21 protein-coding genes and 1 pseudogene are annotated in these 26,365 nt (G+C 65.1%); 8 read left to right on the top strand and 14 right to left on the bottom strand.

Features of this window, described 5'->3' with window-relative positions:
- Position 1: 1 nt before the first annotated feature.
- The gene (gene maiA, locus HV675_RS08535) at positions 2-646 is read right to left on the bottom strand and encodes a maleylacetoacetate isomerase (protein ID WP_175110451.1); all 645 of its coding nucleotides are present in this window, start codon (positions 644-646) and stop codon (positions 2-4) included.
- 261 nt (positions 647-907) lie between these two features.
- Entirely contained in the window at positions 908-1,606 is a 699-nt protein-coding gene (locus HV675_RS08530) for a fumarylacetoacetate hydrolase family protein (protein ID WP_175110450.1), read from the bottom strand.
- A 296-nt stretch (positions 1,607-1,902) separates the two neighbouring features.
- Between HV675_RS08530 and ybiB the strand changes: the two genes are divergently transcribed.
- Positions 1,903-2,886 (top strand): DNA-binding protein YbiB, encoded by a 984-nt coding sequence (gene ybiB, locus HV675_RS08525; RefSeq protein WP_175110449.1) that lies wholly within the window; start codon positions 1,903-1,905, stop codon positions 2,884-2,886.
- 533 nt (positions 2,887-3,419) lie between these two features.
- Positions 3,420-5,090, top strand: a complete 1,671-nt coding sequence (leuA, locus tag HV675_RS08520) for a 2-isopropylmalate synthase (protein WP_175110448.1) — start codon at positions 3,420-3,422, stop codon at positions 5,088-5,090.
- A gap of 196 nt (positions 5,091-5,286) precedes the next feature.
- On the opposite strand, the gene HV675_RS08515 is transcribed toward leuA, so the two are convergent.
- Together HV675_RS08515 and HV675_RS08510 are read right to left on the bottom strand one after the other, a co-directional pair.
- Entirely contained in the window at positions 5,287-5,670 is a 384-nt protein-coding gene (locus HV675_RS08515; RefSeq protein WP_175110447.1) for a nuclear transport factor 2 family protein, read from the bottom strand.
- Positions 5,671-5,714: 44 nt separating this feature from the next.
- Positions 5,715-6,278 carry an acyloxyacyl hydrolase gene (locus HV675_RS08510; RefSeq protein WP_175110446.1) on the bottom strand — a complete coding sequence of 188 codons (564 nt, stop codon included), beginning with the start codon at positions 6,276-6,278 and terminating at the stop codon, positions 5,715-5,717.
- Positions 6,279-6,640: 362 nt separating this feature from the next.
- Here HV675_RS08510 and rpoH point away from each other — a divergent pair, with 362 nt between their 5' ends.
- The 5 genes and pseudogenes from rpoH (at position 6,641) to cydX (ending at position 11,064) form a co-directional block, all read left to right on the top strand.
- Positions 6,641-7,576, top strand: coding sequence for an RNA polymerase sigma factor RpoH (gene rpoH, locus HV675_RS08505; protein ID WP_175110445.1), 936 nt, complete (start codon positions 6,641-6,643; stop codon positions 7,574-7,576).
- Between the two features lie 297 nt (positions 7,577-7,873).
- Positions 7,874-8,131, top strand: a pseudogene (gene cydP, locus HV675_RS32415) (cytochrome oxidase putative small subunit CydP); the annotation flags it as partial.
- Positions 8,124-9,713: a cytochrome ubiquinol oxidase subunit I gene (locus tag HV675_RS08500; RefSeq protein ID WP_175110444.1), complete on the top strand. Its 1,590-nt coding sequence runs from the start codon at positions 8,124-8,126 to the stop codon at positions 9,711-9,713. The pseudogene cydP and the gene HV675_RS08500, both read left to right, overlap by 8 nt.
- Positions 9,714-9,743: 30 nt before the next feature.
- A complete protein-coding gene (cydB, locus tag HV675_RS08495) occupies positions 9,744-10,880 on the top strand; it encodes a cytochrome d ubiquinol oxidase subunit II (RefSeq protein WP_175110443.1) in 1,137 nt (378 codons plus the stop codon).
- Between the two features lie 70 nt (positions 10,881-10,950).
- A complete protein-coding gene (gene cydX / locus HV675_RS08490; RefSeq protein ID WP_175110442.1) occupies positions 10,951-11,064 on the top strand; it encodes a cytochrome bd-I oxidase subunit CydX in 114 nt (37 codons plus the stop codon).
- Between the two features lie 267 nt (positions 11,065-11,331).
- On the opposite strand, the gene nagE is transcribed toward cydX, so the two are convergent.
- The 5 genes from nagE to HV675_RS08465 all read right to left on the bottom strand — a co-directional run bounded on the left by nagE (position 11,332) and on the right by HV675_RS08465 (position 18,860).
- Entirely contained in the window at positions 11,332-13,131 is a 1,800-nt protein-coding gene (nagE, locus tag HV675_RS08485; protein ID WP_175110441.1) for an N-acetylglucosamine-specific PTS transporter subunit IIBC, read from the bottom strand.
- A 96-nt stretch (positions 13,132-13,227) separates the two neighbouring features.
- Positions 13,228-15,882 (bottom strand): phosphoenolpyruvate--protein phosphotransferase, encoded by a 2,655-nt coding sequence (gene ptsP, locus HV675_RS08480; RefSeq protein WP_246270152.1) that lies wholly within the window; start codon positions 15,880-15,882, stop codon positions 13,228-13,230.
- Between the two features lie 40 nt (positions 15,883-15,922).
- Complete coding sequence (locus HV675_RS08475) at positions 15,923-16,930, bottom strand: SIS domain-containing protein (RefSeq protein ID WP_175110533.1); 1,008 nt, start codon at positions 16,928-16,930, stop codon at positions 15,923-15,925.
- Positions 16,923-18,026 (bottom strand): N-acetylglucosamine-6-phosphate deacetylase, encoded by a 1,104-nt coding sequence (gene nagA / locus HV675_RS08470; protein ID WP_175110439.1) that lies wholly within the window; start codon positions 18,024-18,026, stop codon positions 16,923-16,925. Before nagA ends, HV675_RS08475 begins: the two co-directional genes overlap by 8 nt.
- 99 nt (positions 18,027-18,125) lie before the next feature.
- Positions 18,126-18,860, bottom strand: a complete 735-nt coding sequence (locus HV675_RS08465) for a GntR family transcriptional regulator (RefSeq protein ID WP_175110438.1) — start codon at positions 18,858-18,860, stop codon at positions 18,126-18,128.
- 360 nt (positions 18,861-19,220) lie between these two features.
- Here HV675_RS08465 and HV675_RS08460 point away from each other — a divergent pair, with 360 nt between their 5' ends.
- Positions 19,221-20,147: a bifunctional helix-turn-helix transcriptional regulator/GNAT family N-acetyltransferase gene (locus tag HV675_RS08460; RefSeq protein WP_175110437.1), complete on the top strand. Its 927-nt coding sequence runs from the start codon at positions 19,221-19,223 to the stop codon at positions 20,145-20,147.
- Between the two features lie 58 nt (positions 20,148-20,205).
- On the opposite strand, the gene HV675_RS08455 is transcribed toward HV675_RS08460, so the two are convergent.
- From HV675_RS08455 to HV675_RS08435, 5 genes are all read right to left on the bottom strand, one after another.
- Positions 20,206-21,036 (bottom strand): MetQ/NlpA family ABC transporter substrate-binding protein, encoded by an 831-nt coding sequence (locus HV675_RS08455; RefSeq protein ID WP_175110436.1) that lies wholly within the window; start codon positions 21,034-21,036, stop codon positions 20,206-20,208.
- A 413-nt stretch (positions 21,037-21,449) separates the two neighbouring features.
- Positions 21,450-23,318: a methyl-accepting chemotaxis protein gene (locus HV675_RS08450; RefSeq protein WP_175110435.1), complete on the bottom strand. Its 1,869-nt coding sequence runs from the start codon at positions 23,316-23,318 to the stop codon at positions 21,450-21,452.
- A 312-nt stretch (positions 23,319-23,630) separates the two neighbouring features.
- Positions 23,631-24,260: an SCO family protein gene (locus HV675_RS08445; protein ID WP_175110434.1), complete on the bottom strand. Its 630-nt coding sequence runs from the start codon at positions 24,258-24,260 to the stop codon at positions 23,631-23,633.
- Positions 24,261-24,319: 59 nt separating this feature from the next.
- On the bottom strand, positions 24,320-25,225 hold the full coding sequence (cyoE, locus tag HV675_RS08440; protein WP_175110433.1) for a heme o synthase: 906 nt from the start codon (positions 25,223-25,225) through the stop codon (positions 24,320-24,322).
- A 5-nt stretch (positions 25,226-25,230) separates the two neighbouring features.
- The gene (locus HV675_RS08435; RefSeq protein ID WP_175110432.1) at positions 25,231-26,340 is read right to left on the bottom strand and encodes a COX15/CtaA family protein; all 1,110 of its coding nucleotides are present in this window, start codon (positions 26,338-26,340) and stop codon (positions 25,231-25,233) included.
- Positions 26,341-26,365 lie beyond the last annotated feature (25 nt).

Below are 26,365 nucleotides of genomic sequence, written 5' to 3'. Positions count from 1 at the left end.
GTCACTCCGCGTCGGGCTGCGCGCCTGGCGCCGCCTGCGCGAATGCGGGCAATTGCATTGCGTGGTCGTAGATGCGGCGAATCGTCGGAAATCCGCTCGTATCGACGTTGAAGCGATCCGCGTTGAACACCTGCGGGATCAGACACGTGTCGGCAAGGGTCGGCGCGTCGCCGAAACAGAACGCGCCGCTGCGGCGGCTCGCCGCCAGATGTGCGTCGAGCGCCGTAAAGCCCGAGCTGATCCAATGCGCGTACCACGCGTTTCTCGCGTCGTCGCCCGCACCGACGGTGCGCTTCAGATACTTCAACACACGCAGGTTGTTCAGCGGATGGATCTCGCATGCGAGCTGCAGCGCGATTCCGCGCACAAATGCGCGATCGCCCGGCGAGGCGGGCAAGAGCGGCGGCTGCGGATGCGTCTCGTCGAGGTACTCGATGATCGCCAGCGACTGCTGCAGTACGTTGCCATCGTCGACGAGCGTCGGCACCACCGCGTCATGATTCAACGATCGATACGTGTCCGAGAACTGCTCGCCGCCGTCGCGCAGCAGATGGACCGGCACACAGTCGTAGGGCAGCTTCTTCAGATTGAGCGCAATACGCACGCGCCACGCGGCGGAACTGCGAAAGTAGCTGTAGAGCTTCATCGATCTGTCTCCTCCCTCGCCGCGGTCTTTGGCGCCCCTCGGCCAACGCGACTGGTCCGGCGCGTTGCCGTATATGGCCGCTCGGTCTCACGCTAGCGGGTCGGGGAGCGTGAGGCGGTCAAGCGTGAGGCGGTCAAGCGCGACGCGATCTTGCGCGTCGCTGTTATCGTGACCCGGTCTGTCGCGACCCTGTCTATCGCGACCCGGTCGAACCGCGGCAAATAGTCTGTACCGCGATCCAACCACGCCGCCGACGCGCGGTCAAACCACCCGCACGCTAAACTCGCCGAGCGCGTCCACCCCGCCCTTCATCAGATCGCCCTTCACGACCGCGCCGACGCCTTCCGGCGTGCCGGTGAAAATCAGGTCGCCCGGCTGCAGCTCGAACAGCGTCGACAGATACGCGATCGTCTCCGCGACCGACCAGATCAGTTGCGACACGTCCGAGCGCTGCTTCTCTTCGCCGTTCACCGACAGCCAGATCGCGCCCTTGCCGATCTGACCGACCTTCGATACCGGATGAATCGGCCCGAGCGGCGCCGAATAATCGAAGCCCTTCGCGGTATCCCACGGACGGCCCAGCTTTTTCGCTTCGGCCTGCAGATCGCGGCGCGTCATGTCGAGACCGAGCGCATACCCATACACGTGATCGAGCGCGCTTTCGACCGGGATGTCCTTGCCGGCCTTGCCGATCGCCGCGACCATTTCCATCTCGAAATGCAGATTCTTCGTTTGCGACGGGTACGGCATTTCACCGGTCGCGCCAGGCGCCACGTACAACACCGCGTCGGCCGGCTTGCAGAAGAAAAACGGCGGTTCGCGATCCGGATCGTGCCCCATCTCGCGCGCATGCGCCTCATAGTTGCGGCCGACACAGTAGATACGACGCACCGCGAACTGATCGTTCGATCCGACCACCGGCACGCCGACGACCGGCGCCGGTGTAATGACGTAACCCATCCCGTTCTCCATCATGTATGAAGCCGCATGCGCGGCAAAAAAATCGCAAAGCAGCGAGTGTAACGCGCTGATATATCGCATGCATGAACCGTGCCCCGCTTGCAAGCGCAATGTCAGCTAGTGAGTCGCGACGCGTCCACTGGCCTGCGCCTCGGGCGATCCGCGGGTCATGCGATACTCGGCCTATTCCGATTAGCCGATCGGCTGTGACGGCCACCCGGCGGCAGCGCCGCCGCGACCGCACTGCACCGCTCGCGCAACCGCCCGCAATGCCGCCGACTGCCGACATCCGTCCGATGAACGATTCCGCCACTCCCGACTCGTCCCCCTTCCCGTGCGCCCGCTTCATCAAGGAGATCGGGCGCGGCCCGAATGGCGCCCGCGCACTGTCGTCCGAAGACACGCACGCGCTCTACAGCGCGATGCTCGATGGCCGGGTGCCCGACGTCGAACTCGGCGCCGTGCTGCTCGCTTACCGTCTGAAAGGTGAGACCGCCGACGAACTCGCCGCGATGCTGGCCGCCGCGCATGCGTCATTCGAGCCGATCCGCGTCCCGCAGCAGGCGTCGCTGACCTCGCACGCGGTATCGATCCCGAGCTACAACGGCGCGCGCAAGCTACCGAACCTCGTGCCGTTGCTCGCGCTGCTGCTCGCGCGCGAAGGCGTGCCCGTGCTCGTGCACGGCGTGACCGAAGACCCCGGCCGCGTGACGAGCGCGGAAATCTTCGCGCATCTGCAGATCGACGCCGCGCAGACGCACGACGACATCGAAGCCGCGCTCGCCGCGCGCAACGTCGCGTTCGCGCCGATCGAAACACTCGCGCCGAAACTCGCGCGGCTGCTCGCGCTGCGCCGCCGGATGGGCGTGCGCAACTCGACGCACACGCTCGTCAAGATTCTGCAGCCGTTCGCGCCGGCCGCGCTGCGGCTCGTGAACTACACGCATCCGCCGTATCGCGAGAGCCTCACGCAGCTATTTCTCGCGCATCCGGAGGCTGCCGCGGGCGGTGCGCTGCTCGCCCGCGGCACCGAAGGCGAAGCGGTCGCCGATACGCGCCGCCAGGTGCAGATCGACTGGCTGCGCGACGGCATCTGCGAGACGCTCGTGACGCCCGAGCGGTCGTCCGCCGAAGCCCCGGCAGTCGATTTGCCTGAAGGGCGCGACGCGGCCACCACCGCGGCGTGGATCGCCGACGTGATGCGCGGCGCCGCGCCGGTGCCCGCGGCAATCGCGCGGCAGGTGGAAGTCATCGCCGGAATCGCGAAAAAAACGGCTTGAGCGGGCGCCCGCGTGCAAGCCGGCAGGCGGTCCCCCGCGACGGCGCCGCGCAATCCGCGGTTGACACGCACGCGCGGGCTCGCTTACAGTCGGCACATGCGTTCCATCCTGAACTCCCTCCGAATTACCATCGGTCGCCTAGCGCGGCCCCTATCGCTACGTCTAGCGTAAGCCAGGCGTAGCGCCGCGTTTGCCTGGGGCTCCTGCCCGAAAGCGTCCGCGGTCCTCCCAGTAGTCCCCGTCGTTCTGTTTCACCCCAAACCGTAGTTCCTTCACAACCTGTAGTCGTCTGTGCTCGACCGAACATCATTCGGACGAGTCGCGAGGGTCAAATGCACATTGCATGCGCTCTGTCGTCGAACGTTGCCGGCGTCACCATCGCCATCGCGTTCCTCACTCCGCTCATCGTCCGCGCCCGTTCGTTGCTCCCGCTAGCACCGGCGCCTGCCCGCACGCGGACCGTGCACCCGTCGCGTTGCGCTACCCGCGCGACGCGACATCCCAACGCATACGACTAAACGAACGAGGCCACCATGTTGAGCAATCCTACCGAGAAGTACCGCCCCTTTCCCGCCGTCCGGCTGACCGGCCGAAAATGGCCGAACCGCACGATCGACCGCGCGCCGGTCTGGATGAGCACCGATCTGCGCGACGGCAACCAGTCGCTGATCGAGCCGATGAGCATTGCGCAGAAGCTCGAGTTCTTCGACATGCTCGTCGCGATCGGCTTCAAGGAAATCGAAGTCGGGTTTCCGTCGGGGTCGCAGACCGACTTCGATTTCGTTCGCAAGCTGATCGACGACAAGCGCATTCCCGACGACGTCACGATCGAAGTGCTGGTGCAGTCGCGTGAAGACCTGATCGCGCGCACGTTCGACGCGCTCGAAGGCGCGCCGCGCGCCATCGTGCATCTGTACAACGCGATCTGCCCGTCGTTCCGCAAGATCGTGTTCAACCAGACGAAAGACCACGTGAAAGCACTCGCGGTCGACGGCACGCGGCTCATCCGCGAGCACGCGGATGCGCGGCCGCACACACACTGGACGTACCAGTACTCGCCGGAAACGTTCAGCATGACCGAGCTCGCGTTCGCGCGCGAAGTCTGCGACGCGGTCGCGCAAACCTGGCGGCCGACACCCGAGCACAAGATGATCGTGAATCTGCCGGCCACCGTCGAAGCCGCGACGCCGAACGTCTACGCGGATCAGATCGAATGGATGGACCGCAATCTCAGCTATCGCGACAGCATCGTGCTGTCCGTGCATCCGCATAACGACCGCGGCACCGCGGTGGCGGCCGCCGAACTGGCGCTGATGGCCGGCGCGGATCGCATCGAAGGGTGCCTGTTCGGCAATGGCGAGCGCACCGGCAATGTCGATCTCGTCACGCTCGCGCTGAATCTCTACACGCAGGGCATCGACCCGGGCCTCGATCTGTCCGATATCGACGCGGTGCGCCGCGTCGTCGAGCGCTGCAATCAGATTCCCGTGCATCCGCGCCATCCGTACGCGGGCGACCTCGTCTACACGGCGTTCTCCGGCTCGCATCAGGATGCGATCCGCAAAGGCTTCGCGCAGCAAGCGCCCGATGCAGTCTGGGAAGTGCCGTACCTGCCGATCGATCCGGCCGACGTCGGGCGCAGCTACGACGCGGTGATCCGCGTGAACAGCCAGTCCGGCAAGGGCGGTGCGACTTATCTGCTCGAGCGCGGGATGGGCTTTGCGCCGCCGCGCCGCGTGCAGATCGAGTTCAGCCATGCGGTGCAGGCGATCGCCGACCAGTCGGGCGCCGAAGTCAGCGCCGATACGATCTGCACGCTGTTCGCGCGCGAGTATTTCGACGTGGCGGGACCGGCGCGACGCATTGACGCAAGCACCGTACGCTGGGAAAGCCGCGATATCCGCGTCGGCACTGCCGGCAAGCCGGGCAGCGCGAGCAGCATCACGCACGACGCCTACGCACAGCAGATCGCGGCTGAATTCGCGAGCGCCGCCGGACAGCGCATCGAGATCACGTCATGCGAAACCGTGCGGGCGGCCGACGGCCGGATCGCCGTGTTCGTCGGCTGCCGTATCGGGGACGACATGCTGTGGCACGGTGCGGGTATCGGCAGCGATGAAGCCGCGGCAGTCGTGGATGCGGTCATTAGCGGCGTCAATCGCGCTGTATGGCGATCGCCCGAACACCCCAAAGCCGCGGCCTGATCGCGCGCTCAAACATTCGAAAGGGAAAAGGAAGGGAAAGGCTCAGGGGAAACGCAACAGCAGATTCGCCGGCAGGCGATGCGCATCACACGCGAGTGCAGTTCCGACCGGATTGCCTCGCGTTTGCTTAAGGCCCGCTCAAAAGGCGCGACCGATGCAGAGATGATGGGGGCAATCGCGAACGTCGCTCACGCCGTCACTCCAGCGCACAGCGCGTCGCCTGCCACGCGATCAGACGCCACTGTCCTTCTTCCTGCGCCTGAATCGCGGTGTAAGCAATCGGAAAGAGCAGCGCGCCGTTGTTTGCTTCCATTTCGATCAGCGCGCGCCCCGTGACCACGCACGTTTCGCGTCCCACCGGCAGCACGTCCTGCGACTGGATCTCGATCTGGCGATAGCGGCGGCGGCCCGCGGTGATCGCGTCGATGAACTGCTGCTTCGTCTCGCGTTTGCCGTTCGTATGGACGTAGATCACGCTCTCCGAGAGCAACGCGTCGAGCTGCGGCCCATTGCCGTCGACCATCGCGCGAAAGCGTTCGCGCTCGAGCCCGCGAATCGCCTCGATCACTTTTGCGGCCATCCCATTCGCCCCTTCACCGACGGAGCCGGAAGTGGCCGCGGTCGTCAGAAGTTGTACTGCACGTAGACTTGCTGGAAATTTATACCAGGATTCGGCTCTTTGATACTGGCGTTGGACAAGTGCTGAAAACGATAGCCGATCTGGTAATGCTGGTGCTCGCCAAGCGCGAAGCCGACCCCCACCATATCCGCAAACTGGAACGCCGAACTCATCGTGAAGTTGTCCGACTCGCGCGGGTGGGTAATCAGGCGAATGCCGACGCCGGCCTCGAGATACGGCCGGATCCAGCCGCTGGTTTTGATGAAACGCACGACCGGCGTGACGCCGAACTCGCCGATGTTCCTGTTCACGTCGCCTTCACCGGTATTCCACCAGGCCGCGTGCGCCTCGCCGACCAGCGAGAAGTGCCAGTCTCCCATCTGCCACCAGGTGAGATTCGGGTCCCACACGAAACCAAGGTCAACCTTGTTCGTATGCCGGTCCGCCCAGCCGCCCGCCACCTGAAACCCGAACTGATCAGCCGCCGCAGCCCCGGAAAAACCGAGAAAAGCCGCCGCGCACACTCCTTTTAGTACCAGAACACGCCAAAACTCTTTGTTTTCGTTCATCTTGCGCCCTGAATTGCCAGGTTGAACCTAGTTGAGTTGTTGAGAGCAAAAGCGGGCGTTTTTGAGATAGCAGCATGCTCGTTCCCTGGAACTACTGCCAACGCCCGCCATGCGTCCTGCGTCGTAGCGTCAAATCATGCTCCTAGGATGGCCACATTCGCAGTGCGGATGAATCCTAACCTAGCTAGGGCAAATCGCGCAGGAAGGGTACAATACTATTAAAAGTTAAGTTTCAATAGGAAAAGACGGAACTTGGATGACCCTAGAGGCTCTAAGTGTTAGCACTCGGTAAATCAGAGTGCTAACATCCATGGTGGCGCCGCTTAATACGGCGTTTTGTCTGACTCAAAGGAGTACGCTACGTGAGCAATGCGATGACCCTTCCGAATACTCTCAGCCCGTCGTCGGCTAAGGCCGCTTCGGCAGGTGCACTGACGCTCGCGCACGCCTCGCTTCTGCCCGGGCAGCTGGGCAATATCGACGCCTACATCCAGGCCGTGAACCGGATCCCGATGCTGACGCCGGCAGAAGAGCGGCAGTTCGCGACGGAATTCCGCGAGCAGAACAATCTGCAATCGGCACGGCGGCTGGTGCTGTCGCACCTGCGGCTGGTGGTGTCTATCGCGCGCAACTATCTCGGCTACGGTCTGCCGCATGCTGATCTGATTCAGGAAGGCAACATCGGCCTGATGAAGGCGGTCAAGCGCTTCGACCCGGCGCAGAACGTGCGCCTCGTGTCGTACGCGATGCACTGGATCAAGGCCGAGATCCACGAATACATCCTGCGCAACTGGCGCATGGTCAAGGTCGCGACCACGAAGGCGCAGCGCAAGCTGTTCTTCAACCTGCGCAGCCACAAGCAGGGGTTGCAGGCGTTCACGCCGGATGAGATCGAGGGCCTCGCGAAAGAGCTGAACGTGAAGCGCGAGGAAGTGGCGGAGATGGAAACCCGGCTGTCGGGTGGCGATATCGCGCTGGAAGGCCAGGTCGAGGACGGCGAAGAGTCGTTCGCGCCGATCGCTTACCTCGCAGATTCGCACAGCGAGCCGACCGCGGTGCTGGCCCAACGTCAGCGCGACAAGCTGCATAGCGACGGCATTGCCACCGCGCTCGAGTCGCTCGACGCGCGCAGCCGCCGGATCATCGAAGCACGCTGGCTGCAAGTCGAAGACGATGGCTCAGGCGGTTCGACGCTGCATGAACTGGCCGATGAATTCGGCGTATCGGCGGAACGGATTCGCCAGATCGAAGCCAGTGCGATGAAGAAGATGCGCAACGCGCTCGCTGAATACGCATAACGTGTGAGCGCCGGGCGCCGCCCGGCAACAGCGGGGAGCACGAAGCCCTGCCGTCTTTCGACGGCAGGGCTTTTTTTATCTTCTTTGACTTTGTCCGGATCGCGCCCGCGGTCTCGACGTTCCAGTTCCTTGACGTAGCGCAACGCGGATCACAATACTTCTGTCGTAAGGACGCCTTCGCGACTTCATGCCGCAGCGCGCAACACGCGTGGCTGCCACCGCGCTTCTAGAATCGCTATGCACTCGCCCGGCTTCGGCCATGCGCCACCGGCCGGGTGACGTTGTCATCCACCGATCATGACCATCACGCTCAATCACAGGAACCCATTGCGCACCGCCTTGTGGGCGCGCATCACACGCTGGGCGCGCGGCCCGACCTTCGCACGCGACATCGTGATCGTGCTCGCGATCAAGTTCATCCTGCTGTTCGCGCTCAAACTCGCTTTCTTCAATCATCCGCAGGCCCGGCAGATGTCGCTGCCGCCTGAACAAGTCGCACAGGCACTGCTGTCCGTGCCCGCATCGAATCCGTCCGAAGGTGATCATCATGCCCGCTCGCGAAGTTGTCGATCTTTCGCGTCTTCAATTCGGCGTTACGGCGCTTTACCACTTCCTGTTCGTCCCGCTCACGCTCGGGCTGTCGTGGCTTCTCGTCATCATGGAGTCGGTCTACGTGATGACCGGCAAACCGATCTACAAGGACATGACGCAGTTCTGGGGCAAACTCTTCGGCATCAACTTCGCGATGGGCGTCACAACCGGCCTCACGCTCGAATTCCAGTTCGGCACCAACTGGTCGTACTACTCGCACTACGTCGGCGATATTTTCGGCGTGCCGCTCGCGGTCGAAGGGCTGATGGCGTTCTTTCTCGAATCGACCTTCGTCGGGCTGTTTTTCTTCGGGTGGAATCGTCTCTCGCGCGTACAGCATCTGATCGTCACGTTTCTCGTCGCGCTCGGCTCGAACCTGTCGGCGCTGTGGATTCTCGTCGCGAACGGCTGGATGAACAATCCGGTCGGCGCGGAATTCAACTACGAAACGATGCGCATGGAGCTCGTGAACCTGTTCGATGTCGTGTTCAATCCGGTCGCGCAGGTGAAATTCGTGCATACCGTGTCGGCCGGCTATGTGACCGCATCGATGTTCGTGCTCGGCGTGTCGTCGTGGTACCTGCTCAAGCGCCGCGACACCGAGTTCGCATTGCGCTCGTTCGCGATCGCCGCGGGTTTCGGTCTCGCATCGACGCTGTGCGTGATCGTGCTCGGCGATGAATCCGGCTATCGCACCGGCGAAGTCCAGCAGGTCAAGCTCGCGGCGATCGAATCCGAATGGGAGACCTCGCCCGCGCCCGCGCCGTTTACGATCATCGGGATACCGAATCAGAAGGAAGAGCGAACCGACTACGCGATCCGCATTCCGTACGCGCTCGGCATTATCGCGACGCGTTCGCTCGATGAGCCGGTGGTCGGTCTGAAAGACTTGATGGCGCGTCACGAAGTGCGCATCAGGAACGGCATGATCGCGTACGAAGCGCTGCAAAAGCTCAGGCAAGGCGACGCCGGCGACGACGTGCGCGCCGCCTTCGACGCGCACAAGGCCGATCTCGGCTACGGCCTGCTGCTCAAGCAGTTCACGCCGAACGTGAGCGACGCGACACCCGAGCAGATCCGCCAGGCCGCAAAGAAGACCATTCCTCCGGTCGCGCCGGTGTTCTTCTCGTTCCGCCTGATGGTCGGTCTCGGCATCCTGTTCCTCGTGACGTTCGTGCTCGCCTTCTGGTTCTGCGCGCAGCGCTCGCTGCTGCTCGAGAAGCGACGCTGGTTCCTGCGCTGGGCCGTCTGGGCGATTCCGTTGCCGTGGCTCGCCGCGGAGTTCGGCTGGATCGTCGCCGAAGTCGGCCGCCAGCCGTGGACGATCGCCGGCATTCTGCCGACGTCGCTGTCCGCATCGAGCCTCGCGCCGAGCGATCTTTATCTGAGCCTCGCCGGCTTCGTCGTGTTCTACACCGCGCTTTTCATCATCGAGATCATGCTGATGTTCAAGTACGCGCGGCTCGGCCCCTCGTCGCTGCACACCGGGCGCTACCACCACGAGATGCAGCCCGAAGCGCCGGTCGTCGCGCGTACCGCCGTCTGATCCGCCTCTTTCCGCACGGGAAACATCACTATGGACTACGCAACCCTCAAATTGATCTGGTGGGCGCTGATCGGCGTGCTGCTGATCGGCTTCGCGCTCACCGACGGCTTCGATATGGGCGCCGGCATGCTGCTGCCGTTTATCGGCAAGACCGATAGCGAACGGCGCATCGTCGTCAACACGGTCGGCGCGACCTGGGAAGGCAACCAGGTGTGGCTTGTCACCGCGGGCGGCGCGATGTTCGCCGCGTGGCCGCTCGTCTATGCGGCGTCGTTCTCCGGCTTTTACTTCGCGATGCTGCTGGTGCTGTTCGCGCTATTCTTCCGGCCGGTCGGCTTCGACTATCGCGGCAAGCGCGAGCACGCGGGCTGGCGCAACGCATGGGACTGGGCGTTGTTCGCCGGCAGCTTCGTGCCGGCGCTGGTGTTCGGCGTCGCGTTCGGCAATCTGCTGCAGGGCGTGCCGTTCGCGTTCGACCAGGACCTGCGTTCCACGTACCACGGCAGTTTCTTCGCGCTGCTGAACCCGTTTGCGGTGCTGTGCGGCCTCGTCAGCGTGTCGATGCTGACCGCGCATGGCGCGGCGTTCGTCAGGATGAAATCGGATGGCGTGATCGCCGCACGCGCCGCGCACGCGCAGCGCATCGCGTCGCTCGTCGCGATCGTGCTGTTTCTGCTGGCGGGCGTGCTGGTCGCGACGGTGATCGGCGGCTATCAGATCGTCGAGGCGGCGCCGCTCGACACGGTGTCGAATCCGCTGCTCAAGAGCGTGATCGGCGCGCCCGGCTTGTGGCTCGCGAACTACGCGTCGTATCCGTGGATGATAGCCGCGCCGCTTGCTGGCGTTGCCGGCGGACTGCTTGCGGCATTGCTCGCCAGGTCCCGCTTCGAGAAAACCGCCTTTCTTGCGACCTCGCTGATGGTGATCGGCGTGATCCTGACCGCGGGTTTCTCGATGTTCCCGTTCATCATGCCGTCGTCACTCGACGCACGCAGCAGCCTGACCGTCTGGGACTCGACGTCGAGCCGCATGACGCTGCAGATCATGCTGATCGCGGTAGCGGTCTTTCTGCCGATCATCCTCGTGTATACGAGTTGGGTGTATCGCGTGATGCGCGGCAAGGTCACCGCGGAGGCGCTCGAGCAGAACAGTCACTCGATGTATTGATCGACGGAACCAGCGGCGTGCGACGCGGGTGCGTTGCGCGTCGAATCAACGGCAGCAACAGGAGCATCAGATGTGGTATTTCAGCTGGATTCTCGGCATCGGTGTCGCACTCGCGTTCGGCATCATCAACGTGATGTGGCTCGAAGCGCGGCGCACCGCCGACGCTGCAAAAGCGAAGCGGTAAGCGCGACCCGGTAAACGCAACGCGGCGCCCCGAGGTATCAGGGCGCCGCGTTGTCATTTCAGGCTTCACCGCGTGCCATGCGATGCATCGATATGTCGATGTGTCGATGTGTCGATGTGTCGATGCGTCGATGCGTCGATGCGCTTCAGCATCGATGAAAGCGGGCACGATGCCGCCTCTGTCGAATCACGACGGGGCTCATCTCACGACGAGCGATCCATCTCTTCCTCTCACGCGAAACGCGCCAGGCGAAACGGGAATCACGAATCACGCGGGCTGTGCCGCGGCGCCGCCAATCGCCGGCAGACGCGCCGACAGCTGCTGCGCGTAGCGTTGCGCGGCCTGCCCGACGACGACATGGAACGTATCGGGCGACACCCAGGCGACATCGAGCGTCGCAAGCCGCTGACGATCGACCGCCGACGGATCGCGCACGACGATGCGCAAACGCGTGGCCGCAACCGCCTGCAGCGCCGCGACATTCGTCGCACCGCCGAACACCGCGAGCCAACGCAATGGGTCCGGATCGAGCGGGCCGCTGACTGCCGCCGCCGCCGCAGCCACCACCGCCGCGGTCTGAGCCGCCGCCACGGATGACGCAGCCGCCGCCTGCGCGCCAGCAGTCGTGCCGACGATGCCGGCGCCTTGCCCGATCGCCGTACGAATTTCGTCAGCGATGATGTCCGCCTCCGGCCCGATGATCACCTGCACGTTGGTCGAACCGCGCTTGAGCACGCCGCGCGCGCCGATCGACTTCAGTTCCGCTTCCGACACCTTGCCCGCATCCACAACCGACAGGCGCAGACGCGTGGTGCACGCATCGACCAGCGTCAGATTGGCCGCACCGCCCAATGCCGCGATATACCGCTGCGCACGCGGCAGCACCGTGCCGCCTGCGGGCGCCGCATAGCCGCCGTCGACAGCGGCCGACACCGTTTGTACGGAATCCGCGTTGTCCGGCTCGCGGCCCGGCGTCGCCATATTGAACTTGCGGATAAAGAAGCGGAACAGACCGTAGTAGACGACCGCATACACGAGGCCGATCGGAATCGCCTCCCACCCTTTCGTCGACAGCCCGTAATTGAGCCCGTAATCGATCGCACCAGCCGAGAACGTAAAGCCGAGGTGAATGCCGAGCGCCGAGCAGATCGCGAGCGACAGGCCGGTCAACACCGCGTGAATCGCGTACAGCACCGGCGCGAGGAACATGAAGCTGAATTCGATCGGCTCGGTGACGCCGGTCAGAAACGACGTCAGCGCCATCGAGAACAGCAGGCCGCCGACCATCGCGCGGCGCTCTTTCGGCGCCTCATGGAACATCGCGAGGCACGCTGCCGGCAGGCCGAACATCATCACCGGGAAAAAGCCCGTCATGAAGGTGCCCGCGGCCGGATCGCCGGCGAAGAAGCGATGCAGGTCGCCGGTCACCGCGGCGCCGCCCGGCGGTGTGAATGTGCCGAACACGAACCACGCAAGCGAGTTCAGGATGTGATGCAGGCCCGTCACGAGCAGCAGCCGGTTCAGCAGGCCGAACACGAACGCGCCGATCGCGCCGGCCGTCGTGAGCCAGTGGCCGGCCGCGTCGATTGCCGACTGCACCGGCGCCCATGCATAGCCGAACACCACGCCGATCACGAGACATGCAACCCCGGTGACAATCGGCACAAAGCGCTTGCCGCCGAAGAACGCGAGGTAGTCGGGCAGCTTGATGTCCTTGTACCGGTTGTACAGCATCCCGGCAACGATACCCGCGACGATCCCCGACAGCACGCCCATGTTGAGCTTGTCGTTGATATCCTTCATCACCGCGATTTCGACCAGATAGCCGATTGCACCGGCCAGCGCCGCGACGCCGTTGTTGTCCTTCGCAAAACCCACCGCCACGCCGATCGCGAACAGCAGCGGCAGGTTGTCGAAAATCGCGCCGCCCGCGTCGGCGATCAGCTTGATATTGAATACGTCGGGCTGTCCGAGCCGCAACAGCAGCCCGGCGACCGGCAGCACCGCAATCGGCAGCATCAATGCGCGGCCGAGGCGCTGCACTTTCAGAAAAGGATTGCCATCCATCGTCTGCTCCACTCCACTTTTTTTCATCGCGACGTCGACTGACGTCCAAGCATGAGCGCGTCGGCGCGGCGCGTGCCGCGCGCTTCGCGCCTTCGTTTAATCGAGCGGCCAGTGTGACCGGCTCGCCGTTCTTACCGCTTGTGCCGAATCGAGCGCGAGCGCATCCTGCGCGCGTTGCCGGCACTGCTGATAATCGAGATTGCGCACGCGCGCCTTGATCGCCGGCACCGATACCGGATCGACCGACAACTCGGTCACGCCGAGGCCGACCAGCAGCGGCACCGCGAGCGGGTCGCCCGCGAGCGCACCGCACACGCCCACCCATTTGCCGTGCTTCTGCGCGCCGCGCACGGTCGCATCGACGAGCCGCAGCACGGCCGGATGCAGGCCGTCCGCCTGCGCGGCCAGCTCGGGCTGGCAGCGATCCATCGCGAGCGTGTATTGCGTGAGATCGTTGGTGCCGATCGACAGGAAGTCCGCATGCTGCGCGAGCTGGTCGGCCAGCAACGCGGCCGACGGCACTTCGATCATCACGCCGACTTCGATCGGCTCGGTGCGGCCGGCTTCGCGCGCGAGTTCGTCGATGCGGCGGCGCACACGCACCAGTTCACCGGCATCGGTGACCATCGGCAGCAGAATGCGCACCGCGTTGAGCGGCTGAACCGCGAGCAGACCGCGCAACTGGTCTTCGAGCAGGTCCGGGCGCACCTGCGCGAGGCGGATGCCGCGCAGACCGAGCGCCGGGTTCGGCTCGGGCGGCAGCGTCAGATAATCGACTTCCTTGTCCGCACCGACATCGAGCGTGCGGATGATCGCGGTGCGCCCCGCGAGCGCATCGACGATCGTCTGATAGCTCTGACGATGTTCGTCGACGCTCGGCGCCGTCTGGCGATGGATAAACAGCAGCTCGGTGCGCAACAGGCCGACCGCGTCGGCGCCATTGTCGACGGCTGTCTTCGCGTCGTCGAGCGTCGCGATGTTCGACGCGACTTCGATGCCGCGGCCGTCGCGCGTTGCCGCCACCTGATGCGACGCGCGGCGATTCGTTTCGCGCACGCCGGCAAGACGCCGGCACTCGTTGCGCGCGCGCTCGACGTCGCGTGCGCTCGGCGCGTATTCGAAGCGGCCGTGGGTCGCATCGACGATGACCTGCGTGCCTTCCTCGACGCGATGCAGCGCATCGCCCATTGCGACCAGCGCGGGCAGGCCCAGTTGGCGCGCGATGATCGCCGCATGCGAGGTGGCGCCGCCGCGCGCCATCACGAGCGCGGTCACGCGCGTGCGATCGAGCGACGACAGATCGGATGGCGTGAACTCGTCGGCGGACAGCACAGCTTCGTCGGGCAGCTCACGTACGGCAGCGTTTGCATAACCGAGCGCGCGCAGCACACGCTTGCTGATGTCGCGCAAGTCCGCGGCCCGCTCGGCGAGCAACGCATCGTCGAGATTCGACAGCACCGCGATCTGCGAGCGGATCGCCTCGCGCCACGCGAAGCCCGCGCTCTTGCCGAGGCTGATCAGATCGCGCGCGGCGTCGACCAGCGTCGGGTCTTCGAGCAGCACGCGATGCACGGTGAAAATGCCCGCTGCGCCGACGGCGCCACGCTGCGATGCGTCGCGCACCGTCGAATTCAGTTCGGCATCGACCGCGGCGATCGCCTTGTCGAGGCGCCGGCTTTCCGACGCGGAGGTGCCCTCCGCCAGTTCGGGCGGCACGATGTCGGCATCGTCCCAGCGCACCAGCTTGCCGACCGCGACGCCCGGCGCCGCGCACACGCCGGCGAGCGTGTTCGGCGCGAGCACGGCGGCTGCGTGCGAAGCAGAAGGCGAAGCGGCATTCACGCCTCGCGCCGCCACGTCAGCCTGCCGCGGCGCCGGCGAGCTTTGCCGCGCCGGTTTCCCTTCATGCTCGCCGTGCGCTTCACGCATCAGTTCGTTGGCGACCGCTTCAACTGCCGCGGCGGCCTGCGCACCGGTGCCGAGAATTTCGACCGTCGCGCCTTCGCCCGCACCAAGCCCAAGCAAACCGACGACGCTTTCGACTGGCGCCTTGCGACCTTCATAGCGCACTTCGACGCGCGCATCGAACCCGCGCGCGGCTTCGCGCACTCGCGCGGCGGGCCGCGCATGCAGGCCGCCGGCGTGCGCCAGCGTGACCTGCCGGCGCGCTTCCTCCGTCACGGCGACCGCGCTGGCGGCGCGTGCCGCCGCACCGGCGGCGCCATCACGCGCACGCAGCACCAGCAACGGCGTTTCGCCGGCCTTAACCCGGCCGCCGGCGCTGCTGCGCTCGACGATCTCGAATGCGTCGGAATTGGCAATCGCGACCACCGACACGAGGCTCGGCGCCGCACGCGCGATGAGGTCCTGATCGAACTCGATCAGCACGTCGCCGGCGCGCACCTGCGCGCCTTGCTCGATCATCGGCGCAAAGCCTTTGCCGTTCAGCCCGACCGTGTCGATGCCGATATGCAGCAGCACGTGCGCGCCTTCCGCGCTGACGATCGTCGCCGCGTGGCCGGTGCGCGCGATATGCGTGACCACGCCGTCGCACGGCGCGACCAGTTTGCCTTCGAGCGGATCGACGCCGATCCCGTCGCCGAACATGCCGCCCGAGAACACCGGGTCGGGCACGTCCGAGAGCGGCACCGCCGGTCCGGTCAAAGGCGCGAATAGAACGATATCGCCTGCTGAACGGGCTACCGCCGGGGTTGCCGTGGAAGTCGCCGCAGGGTTAGCCGGATGGCTCATCAAAACTGTCTCCTCGACACGTCGCATCTGGGGTTCCTGATCAGTGGGTTTCCGTGACCTTGTTCAGATGGCGAGGCGCGTCAGGGTTACGGCCGCGGGCAGCCGCAAGGCCGGCCGCCATCACATAGAAGGACAGGATCGCGGCGATCGGATCGAGCGCCGGATCGGCCGTCGCGACGAGCGGCAGCGTGCGCTGCGCGACGTCGTCCGGCGCCGCGAGCAGCACGCGCGCGCCGCGTGCGTGCATGTCGCGGGCGAACTGCAGCAGGCCCGCCTGTTCGGGGCCGGGCAGCGCGAACACGAGCAGCGGATAGTCGCGATCGATCAGCTCCATCGGACCATGCCGCACTTCGGCGCTCGAAAACGCTTCGGCCTGGATACCGGAGGTTTCCTTCAGCTTGAGCGCCGCTTCCTGCGCGATGGCCAGACCAAGGCCGCGGCCGATCACGATCATCCGCTCGACGCCGCGCAATTCGTCGATCGCGCTCGACCAGTCCTGCGTGCCGGCCTTCTCCAGGGAATCGGGCAAGGTTTGCAGCGCGCCGCTCAACGCGGCGTCGCGCTGCCAGCGCGCGACCAGTTGTGCGGATATCGACAGCATCGCGATATAGCTCTTGGTTGCGGCGACGCTCAATTCGGGGCCCGCCACGAGCGGCAGTTGCCATTCGCAAACATCGGCAAGCGGCGACTGCGGCGCGTTCACCGCGGCGACCGTCAGCGCGCCGGCATCGCGCAACGCGGCCATCGTGCCGACCAGATCCGGACTCTTGCCCGACTGCGAGAACGCAATCGCGACCTGCTCGCGTACGCGCAGCGGCGCTTGCTGCAGCGTCGCGACCGACATCGGCAGCGACGCGACCGGCACGCCGAGCCGGCCCATCGCGAGGCTCGCGAAGTAGCTCGCCGCATGGTCGGAGCTGCCGCGCGCGACGGTCAGCGCGACATCGCGCGGCCGCGCCGACAGGCGTGTCGCCAGCGCTTCGACGTGCGAGGGATCCGCGAGTTGCGCGGCGACCGCTTGCGCGGACGCCAGCGCCTCTTTAAGCATATTCGACAATTGATTCTCCTTCGACGTATGTCGCGGTGAGCGCCAGCTCCCGGTCGAACACGACGATGTCGGCCCACGCGCCGCGCGCGATACGGCCGCGGTCTTCGATGCCGAGGTAGTCGGCGGCATGGCGCGACAGACGGTTTGAAACATCGGCCATCGGCAGGCCGAGCGAACACAGGTTGCGCAGCGCCTGATCCATCGTCAGCGTGCTGCCCGCGAGCGTGCCGTCGGCAAGACGCACGCCGCCGAGGCACTTCGTCACGTGCTGGCTGCCGAGGCGGTATTCGCCGTCGGGCATGCCGGTCGCCGACGTGCTGTCGGTCACCACGTAAAGGCGCGGAATCGCGCGCATCGCGGCGCGAATCGCGCCCGGATGCACGTGCAGCAGATCGGGAATGATCTCCGCGTATTCGGCATGCGCAAGCGCCGCGCCGACCATCCCCGGGTTGCGGTGATGCAGCGGCGACATCGCGTTGAACAGATGCGTGAAACTGCGCGCGCCGTGTTTCATCGCGGCGACCGCGTCGTCGTACGTGCCGAGCGAGTGGCCCAGTTGCACACGCACGCCGCGTGCCGCGATCGCCGAGATGATGTCCATATGCCCGGCAATTTCCGGCGCGATCGTGACGACGCGAATCGGACCGAGCGCGAGATACTGCAGCACCTCGTCGAGCACCGCCGACACCGCCGCGTCCGGCTGCGCGCCGAGCTTGCCCGGGTTGATGTACGGCCCTTCGAGATGCACGCCCAGCACACGCGAGCCGCCCGGCGTGCGGTTGCGCGCGGCCGCGCCGAGACCCGCGACCACCTGCATCAGCTCGTCGCGCGGCGCGGTCATGGTCGTCGCGAGCAGGCTCGTCGTGCCGTGCCGCGCGTGCGTGCGCGTGACCGCCTCGATCGCATTGCCCGCTTCCATCACGTCGGCGCCGCCGCCGCCGTGCACGTGCAGATCGATGAAGCCGGGCAGGATGTACGGCGCGTCGTTGGTCGACGGATCGACCACGTGGCCCGACAGCGCCGTGATGCGGCCGTTTTCGAATTCGAGCGTGCCGTGGATCCACCCGTCGGTGGTGAGTATGTTTCCGGTCAGCATGGGTCTCTCTGGAGGCTTAAGGCCATAAGCGTGTTGCAGTTCGGCGTGATGCAATGCATGACTGAGGGCGCGACGCAGTGTTCCGGCGCGGCGGCAGATTTAAAGGCGCAGTTCCGCGACGAAGTCGTAGTAGTCGTCCCGGCAGTACGTATCCGTGAGTTCGATTGCGCGCTGGTCCGCGCTATAGCCGACCCGGGTGATCAGCAGCAGCGCGGTGCGCGGCTCGATGTCCATCAGCGCGGCGATTTCACTCGACGCATTGACCGCGCGAAAGTGCTGCAACGCGCGCACCACGGATGCGCCGCGCCGCTCCAGATAGCTGTACAGCGAGCCATCGATCGAGAGCGGGTCCGGCACGATCGAGGTGGGCAGCGCGGAATGTTCGACGGCCATCACGATGCCGTCCGCGCGGCGCAAGCGCCGCAGGTTCGCGATCGTCGCACCGGGCGACAGCCCGAGATGGACGATCTCGTCGCGGCTCGCCGCGCGCACGTCGCGCTCGAGCCAGATCGAGTCGGGCCTGAAGCCGCGCTGCTCCATCTTCTTCGTGAAGCCCGTCAGCCGCGACAGCGGATCTTCGACGCGCGGCGTGATGAAACTGCGCGCACCGGGCGCGCGCCGGATCAGGCCCTGCTCGACGAGCAGCGAGATCGCCTTGCGCGCGGTGATGCGCGACACGCCGATCGAATCCGACAGCGTGCGCTCGGACGGCAACGCCTCGCCCGCCGACCACACGCCGCAATGAATGGCCGTTGCAAGGTTGCGCGCGAGTTGCAGATAGAGCGGCGTGACATTGCGCGCGTCGGGCATCAGGGCGGACCAGCGTGTTTCCATGGCTTGGGCGATCGAGGGACGAAGACGTGGCACGGGATGCGAAATCGGAGCCCATTATATAACCAACATAATACCAGTCAAACCAATGGTATCTAATCGGTCTATTTCTATTAACTTATTGTTTTTAAATTGATTTGTTCGATTTTTGAGTGATTTTCGGGTCATCCGGATGGCACCAGGACATACCCGAATGAAGACCATTGTTGATACCAGTCAAGTTTCGGAACCGCCGTACTCAACAGCTCGCACATTGAAAGCAGCATGTGCGCAAGTCAGGCGGACACTGCCAACCTGTGCAGGTTTTTTACGGACACCGATCGAATATAGTGGCCGCCAGGTAAAAACTACTGGAGCCTGACAGTGTCCGATCCCATTGCACTACGGCGCGCGCAAACCGTGCGCCATTTCAACCGCTTCTACACGAAGCGCCTCGGCGAGTTGCACGAGCATGCGCACAAGAGCGAGTTTTCGCTGACGGAGATTCGCGTGCTGCGCGAGCTTGCGCTGGGCCGCGTGCAAACCGCCGCGGGCCTCGCGCGCGGCCTCGGCCTCGACAGCGGCTATCTGAGCCGGCTTCTGACCGGTTTCGAGCGCCGTAGATTGATCGAGCGCCGTCCGTCTGCGTCGGATGCGCGTCAGTCGCTGCTGTCGCTCACCGAAACCGGAGAGACCGTTTACGCGCCGCTCGACGCGGCCGCGGTCAGCGAGGTGCTGCGGATGCTTGCGAAGCTTCCCGACGGTTCGCAGAAGCAGCTGCTCGATGCCATGAAGCTGATCGAGCGTCTGCTCGGCGAGCGGCCGCAGCAGAGCGGCATCACGCTACGCGGACCGCGCGCCGGCGATTACGGCTGGCTCGTGCATCGCCAGGCGCGCTTTTTCGCGGACGGGCACGGCTGGGATCACCGGTTCGAAGGGTTGCTCGCGCGCATCATCGCGAAATTTTCGGAAGGTCACGACCCGCAGTGCGAAACATGCATGATCGCGGAACAACAGGGAACGCTCGCCGGCTCCGCGCTGATCACACGGCTCGCGGCGGATACCGCGTCGGTGCAGATGCTCTATGTCGAGCCGGACATGCAACGGCTCGGCATCGGCACGCAGTTGATGAACGAGTGCGTGCGCTTTGCGCAGCGCGCCGGCTACGCGAAGCTCTCAGTCACAACGGAAAGCGCGTTGCTCGACGCGCGGAGCCTTTTTCAGCACAGCGGCTTTACGCGCACGAGCGTCGAACCGGCGCAGCGCTTCGGCCGACGGCTCGTGCTGGAGCGCTGGGCGCGGGATCTTTGACTCAGGCAACGCAGTTGGGCCGCAGTTGGGCAAACACGCCGCCTGATGCGGCAAAAGATCAGAAGGACGGCACGACCGAGCCCTTGAACTCGGTCCTGATGAACTGGCGCACGTCGTCCGATTGATACGCGGCCACCAGTTTCTTCACCCACGGCTTGTCCTTGTCCTGCGCGCGCACGGCGATCAGGTTCGCGTACGGGCCGTGCACGTCTTCGAGCGCGATGGCGTCTTTCGTGGGTTGCAGGCCGGCTGCGAGCGCGAAGTTCGTATTGATCGCCGCGGCGTCGACGTCGGCGAGCGAACGCGGCAATTGGGCGGCGTCCAGTTCGAGCAGCTTCACCTTTTTCGGATTGTCGGCGACATCGAGCGGCGTCGCGTTGTTGCCATTCGTGCCGGCGCCGGGTTTCAGTTTGATCACGCCTTGCGCCTGCAGCAGCAGCAACGCGCGATTCTCGTTCGACGGGTCGTTCGGCACCGCGACCTTCGCGCCTGGCGGCAGGTCCTTCAGCGACTTCAGTTTCTTCGCATAGACGCCCAGCGGCGAGATGTACGTGAGCCCGACGTTGACGATCCTGTAGCCGCGCTGCTTGACCTGGCTGTCGAGATACGGCTGATGCTGGAAGCCGTTCGCATCGAGATCGCCGGCGTCGAGCGCGGCGTTCGGCTGCACGTAGTCGTTGAACTCGATGACCTTCACGTTCAGACCGTCGCGCTTCGCGACCTTCTGCACGACTGACCAGATTTGCGCATCCGGCCCGCTGATCGTGCCGACCTTGATGACCTTGTCGCTGCCATCGCCGCTGCCGGCGGCATGTGCGCCGACGCTCGTTACCAGCGCCGCGCCGGCGATAACGGTGAAAAGGACTTTGAGGATGTTTTTACGCTGCATGTGATTCTCGCTTGACGGCTTCTCTATCGATTGCTGAGTTCGGCAACGTGCGCGGGGCGGCCCGTGCCGGGCGTCAATGGTCTCATAGCGCTTCTGGAATGGGAAATAACGGGATCGCATACGGTTATGCGATGCGCCGGCCGCGCCTGAGACGTGGTTCAGCGAAGCAGTGTGCGGACCGCTCGCATGTCGATGCAGGCACGTGGTCGATTGGCGGCGCGCCACGCGTTGCGGATACAGGCGCGCACGAGTCACGCGAAGCGCGCGTGTGCTGACGCTTGACTACATGAGCTCGACTGCCCGCACTCGACTGTGTGCGTCGCTCGCATCGCAAAACGCAAACGGCACGCCATTAACGTGCCGTTCGTCCCGCGCTCAGCCGGTCCGCACGAACGCGCGGCCGCACGCGATACTCAGAACGTGGTCCAGTCGCCGTCGTCGACCGGCTTCGCGATACGTGGTGGCGCCACCTGAGCCTGCGCCTTCGCAGTCGGTGTTGTCGCCGCCGTCGCGGGTGCTTTCGCTGCCGCTGCCTTCGCGGCCGCCGGGCGCGTCACGCGTGCCTTTTCCGTCACGCGCGCAGCAGGGTGCGGCGCGCTCGGGATGACCGCCGCAGCGGGCGTTGCATCCGCATTCGCTGCTGGTCGCCTTACCGCCTGCGTCGCCACGCGCTTTTCGACAGCCGGCCTCACCGCGCCCGGCAACGCCGCGCGCTGCGCCGTCACGGCTTGCCCGTCGCCGACCCGGAACAGGTTGACCGCCTCGCGCAAGCGCGCTGCCTGATCCTGCAACGACGCTGCCGCCGCGGTCGCCTGCTCGACGAGCGCCGCATTTTGCTGCGTCACTTCGTCCATCTGTGTGACCGCGCGGCCGACTTGCGCAATTCCGCTGCTCTGCTCTTCCGACGCGGCGGCGATCTCGCCCATGATGTCGGTCACGCGCCGCACCGCCTGCAGGATGTCGCCCATCGTCGCGCCAGCCTGCTCGACGAGCGTCGAACCGTTGTTGACGCGTTCGACCGATGCGCCGATCAGCTGCTTGATCTCTTTTGCCGCGGTCGCGCTGCGTTGCGCGAGACTGCGCACTTCGGCTGCGACTACGGCAAAGCCGCGGCCCTGTTCGCCCGCGCGCGCTGCTTCAACCGCCGCATTCAGCGCGAGGATGTTGGTCTGGAACGCGATGCCTTCGATCACGCCGATGATGTCCGCGATCTGCCGCGAGCTGTCGTTGATCTCGCCCATCGTGCCGATCACGCGGCTCACCACGTCGTTGCCTTTGGTCGCGATCTCCGATGCGTTATTGGCGAGGCCGCTTGCCTGACGCGCGTTGTCGGCGTTCTGTTTCACCGTCGCGGTCAGCTGCTCCATGCTCGCGGCGGTCTCCTCCAACGACGCCGCCTGTTGCTCGGTGCGTTGCGAAAGATCGCTGTTGCCGGCCGCGATCTGCTGCGTCGCCGACGCGATCGATTCCGCCGCATGGCGGATCTCGCCGATCGCGCGCTGCAGGCGATCCTGCATCGTGCCCATCGCCGCCATCATGCTCGACGAGTCGTTCGCGCGCAGGTTGACGATCTGCGTCAGATCGCCGGTGGCGATACGCGCGGCGAGTTGCGCGGCTTGCTGCGGTTCGCCGCCGAGGCCGTTGCGGATGCTGCGCATCACGAAAGCCATCGCGAGCGTGATCAGCGCGCCGATCACGAGCACTGCGATCAGGTGTTCGACGAGCGTCTGATAGTACGCCGTATCGATGTCGCGCACGAACACGCCGCTCGTGATGTACCAGTCCCACGGCGCAAAGTGCTCGACGTAGCTCAGCTTCGGCAACGCGGTTTCGCTGCCCGGCAGCCGGCCGCGATACGCGGCGAAGCCGCGGCCGGTTGCCTTCGCGCTGTCGAGCACCGACATGTACAGCAGCTTGCCGTCCGGATCCTTGAAATCGCCGACCGGCTTGCCGACCATTTGCGGTAGCGTCGGATGCATCAGCACGACCGGCTTCGAGTCGATCACGAACAGGTAGCCCGCGTCGCCGTAGCGCATCGTCGCAAGCCGCGCAAGCGCTTCGCGCTGCGCATCGGCGTCACTCAGCTTACCCGCCTGCGACTGCGCGTAATAGCCGTTCACCACACCCTGCGCGGCATCGACGAGATTCACCATGCCGGCCTTGCGCTCGGCCAGCATCGTCGAGCGCGTTTCGACCGCGCTCAGCAGCGCGATGCCCAGCAACCCCAGCCAGACAAGTGCGAGCGACAGCCATAGCTTGCGATTCAGACTCATCCCGCTCATTGTTTTGGTCTCTTTCGTGTGGTTTCTGCCGCAACGGCGTGTGCGCCCATTCAGCGCAAACGATTGCTTATGGGATAACGGCACGAAACGAAGATGACTTGAACGGGGAGACGGGGTTACCCGACGCGCTGCAGTAACCGGGTCGCTGCGGCATGCAGTTCAGCGCGGCTGGCCGGCTTGGGCTCAGGTGATGCAGCGATGCAGTGGCGCAGTGGCGCAGTGGCGCAGTGGCGCAGTGGCGCAGTGGCGGGCAGCTTGCGCGACGCGGCGGCTTCGCGCAACGACTCCGTGTCGGGGAAGCGCGCTATTCGCTTAACCGAGCAGCAGCTTGATATCGTGAACCCACGGCCCCGCGCCCTGACCGTCGCGCGCGAAGAGCCGCAGGCGGCCTTCCGGATCGAACACGTAGCTCGCCGCCGTATGGTCCATCGTGTAGCTATCGGGCGTCTTGCCCGGCACTTTCGCGTAATAGACGCGGAAGTCCTTTGTGATCTTGACGAGTTGGGCCTGATCGGCGGGCCGCAGGCCGACGAAAGCCGGATTGAACGCCGGCACATACTGGCCGAGCAACGCGGACGTGTCGCGTTCCGGATCGACCGTGACGAACAGCACCTGCACGCGCTTCGCATCCGCCGGCCCGAGCTGCTGCAGCGCCTGCGCGAGTTCGGCCATCGTCGTCGGGCAGACGTCCGGGCAATGCGTGTACCCAAAGAACAGCACGACGACCTTGCCCTTGTAATCGGCGAGCGTGCGCATCTTGCCGCTCGTGTCGGGCAGCGAGAAATCGGTCGCGAACTGCTTGTTGCCGGTGATATCGACGTTCTGGAAGGCAGGTGCGTCCTGCCCGCAGCCGGCAACGAGTGCGGCGGCGCCGAGCGCGCAAACCGCAACAGCGGTGCGCGCCGCACGCATCGCGAAGGCAAACCGGTTTTTCTTCAGCATGACATGACGGGCAGCAGCGACTGGAGGGGACGCAACCAGCGCCGCAGAGGGCGCCGACCTTATGCGCCGATTAAGGCGCGCGCATAGTGATCGATCAGCAGCGCCGCAAACAGCAGCGACAGATAAACGATCGAGTAACGGAAGGTCTTACGCGCAAGCGCGTCCGAATATTCCCGGTATATCTTCCACGCGTAGCCGAGGAACACGGCGCCGAGCAGCACCGCCGCGCTCAGATACACGATGCCGCTCATCCCCGAAACAAATGGCATCAGCGTGACCGCGAACAGGATAACCGTGTAGAGGAATATGTGCAGCCGCGTGTATTGCTCGCCGTGCGTGTTCGGCAGCATCGGCAGGCCGGCGTTTTCATAGTCTTTACGGCGATACAGCGCGAGCGCCCAGAAATGCGGCGGGGTCCAGACGAAGATGATCAGCACGAGAATCCACGCGTCGCCCGGCACGTGGCCGGTGACGGCCGCCCAGCCGAGCGCCGGCGGCATCGCCCCCGACGCGCCGCCGATCACGATGTTCTGTGGCGTGTACGGCTTGAGCAGCAGCGTGTAGACGACCGCGTAGCCGACGAACGTTGCGATGGTCAGCCACATCGTCAGCGCGTTCGTGAACGTGTATAGGGTCGCCATGCCGAGGCCGCCGAGCACCGCCGAGAACAGCAGGATTTGCGCGGTGGTGATCTCGCCGCGCGCGGACGGACGCCACGCGGTGCGGCGCATCAGCGCATCGATTTTTTGCTCGACCAGACAGTTGATGGCGAACGCCGCGCCGGCCAGCAGCCAGATGCCGACCGTGCCGCCGATCAGCACGGTCCACGGCACCATGCCGGGCGTCGATAGAAACATGCCGATCACCGCACAGAACACCGCAAGCTGCGTAACACGCGGCTTGGTGAGCGCGAGGTATTGGGAGATCCGGCTACCGGATGGATGGGAGAGAGTTGTGCTGTCCATGTGGGTCACGCTGGTGCGGCATCGCGCGCGGGCAACATCGCGCGGCCGGGACGGCTAGAAGCGATTCGAAAGTTTAGCATAACGAGTAGCAACAGCAGGATCGCGGCGCCGCCGTTATGCGCGACCGCAATCGGCAGCGGCCATTGCAGAACGATGTTCGACAGGCCCGTAAAAAACTGGATCACGATCACGAGCAGTACGCCGTTCGCCGGCCGCCGCAGCGACTCGAAGCGGCGCAGCTTCAGCGCGAGCCACAGCAGGTACGCGACCACGACGACCGCGAAGGTGCGATGCGTCCAGTGGATCGCGACGAGCGCATCCTGCGTGATCATATCGCCGTCGCCGTTCATGCCAAGCGCGCGCCACAGGTGAAAACCGTGCGCGAAATCCATCGGCGGCAGCCACTGCCCGTTGCAGGTCGGGAAATCGGTACACGCGAGCACCGCGTAGTTCGTGCTGACCCAGCCGCCGAGCGCGATCTGCACGATCAGCAGCGCGAGGCCGGCCAGCGCGGCGGCGCGCCAGCGGCCGGCGGCCGGCTCGAACACCGGCAGCGGCGTTTGCCGCGCGGCAAGCCAGCCCAGCGTGCCGAGCAGCGCGAGGCCGAGCAGCAGGTGCGTCGTCACAATCACCGGCTGCAGTTTCATGGTCACCGTCCACGCGCCGAAAATGCCCTGCACGACGATCAGCATCAGGAGCGCGGTCGGCCACCACGGCGACACATGCAACGGACGCCGCCGCAGACGCGCACTCCACGCGATCACCATCTGCGCGATGATCAGCACGCCGATCGCCATCGCGAAGTAGCGGTGAATCATCTCGATCCACGCTTTCGTCATGCTGACCGGGCCGGTGGGCATGGCCCGATACGCCGCGGAAATCGCCGCGTGCGCAATGAACGGCGACGACGTGCCATAGCAACCCGGCCAGTCGGGACAACCGAGCCCGGAATCGGTCAACCGCGTAAAGCCGCCGAACATAACCAGGTCCAGCGTCAGGAACGTCGTGACCCAGACCAGCTTGCGAAATTTGTCGTCATCGGCCTTCACCCAGACGTACGAGAGCGGCAACAGCGCAACGCACAGTCCGATCAGGCCGAGTTGCAGTACGAACATCGGTGTCTACCTTTGCAGCAATCGC

This window comes from Paraburkholderia solisilvae (assembly GCF_902859875.1).
Lineage (GTDB): Bacteria > Pseudomonadota > Gammaproteobacteria > Burkholderiales > Burkholderiaceae > Paraburkholderia > Paraburkholderia solisilvae.
The sequence above is the reverse complement of the archived record's forward strand: the minus strand, read 5'-3'. Positions and strand labels throughout refer to the sequence as shown.

Coding starts and splice junctions, on each gene's coding strand:
- maiA (WP_175110451.1), bottom strand. CDS start 646: ATGAAGCTCTACAGCTACTTTCGCAGTTCCGCCGCGTGGCGCGTGCGT.
- HV675_RS08530 (WP_175110450.1), bottom strand. CDS start 1,606: ATGGGTTACGTCATTACACCGGCGCCGGTCGTCGGCGTGCCGGTGGTC.
- ybiB (WP_175110449.1), top strand. CDS start 1,903: ATGAACGATTCCGCCACTCCCGACTCGTCCCCCTTCCCGTGCGCCCGC.
- leuA (WP_175110448.1), top strand. CDS start 3,420: ATGTTGAGCAATCCTACCGAGAAGTACCGCCCCTTTCCCGCCGTCCGG.
- HV675_RS08515 (WP_175110447.1), bottom strand. CDS start 5,670: ATGGCCGCAAAAGTGATCGAGGCGATTCGCGGGCTCGAGCGCGAACGC.
- HV675_RS08510 (WP_175110446.1), bottom strand. CDS start 6,278: ATGAACGAAAACAAAGAGTTTTGGCGTGTTCTGGTACTAAAAGGAGTG.
- HV675_RS08500 (WP_175110444.1), top strand. CDS start 8,124: ATGCCCGCTCGCGAAGTTGTCGATCTTTCGCGTCTTCAATTCGGCGTT.
- cydB (WP_175110443.1), top strand. CDS start 9,744: ATGGACTACGCAACCCTCAAATTGATCTGGTGGGCGCTGATCGGCGTG.
- cydX (WP_175110442.1), top strand. CDS start 10,951: ATGTGGTATTTCAGCTGGATTCTCGGCATCGGTGTCGCACTCGCGTTC.
- nagE (WP_175110441.1), bottom strand. CDS start 13,131: ATGGATGGCAATCCTTTTCTGAAAGTGCAGCGCCTCGGCCGCGCATTG.
- ptsP (WP_246270152.1), bottom strand. CDS start 15,882: ATGAGCCATCCGGCTAACCCTGCGGCGACTTCCACGGCAACCCCGGCG.
- HV675_RS08475 (WP_175110533.1), bottom strand. CDS start 16,930: ATGCTTAAAGAGGCGCTGGCGTCCGCGCAAGCGGTCGCCGCGCAACTC.
- nagA (WP_175110439.1), bottom strand. CDS start 18,026: ATGCTGACCGGAAACATACTCACCACCGACGGGTGGATCCACGGCACG.
- HV675_RS08465 (WP_175110438.1), bottom strand. CDS start 18,860: ATGGAAACACGCTGGTCCGCCCTGATGCCCGACGCGCGCAATGTCACG.
- HV675_RS08455 (WP_175110436.1), bottom strand. CDS start 21,036: ATGCAGCGTAAAAACATCCTCAAAGTCCTTTTCACCGTTATCGCCGGC.
- HV675_RS08450 (WP_175110435.1), bottom strand. CDS start 23,318: ATGAGCGGGATGAGTCTGAATCGCAAGCTATGGCTGTCGCTCGCACTT.
- HV675_RS08445 (WP_175110434.1), bottom strand. CDS start 24,260: ATGCTGAAGAAAAACCGGTTTGCCTTCGCGATGCGTGCGGCGCGCACC.
- cyoE (WP_175110433.1), bottom strand. CDS start 25,225: ATGGACAGCACAACTCTCTCCCATCCATCCGGTAGCCGGATCTCCCAA.
- HV675_RS08435 (WP_175110432.1), bottom strand. CDS start 26,340: ATGTTCGTACTGCAACTCGGCCTGATCGGACTGTGCGTTGCGCTGTTG.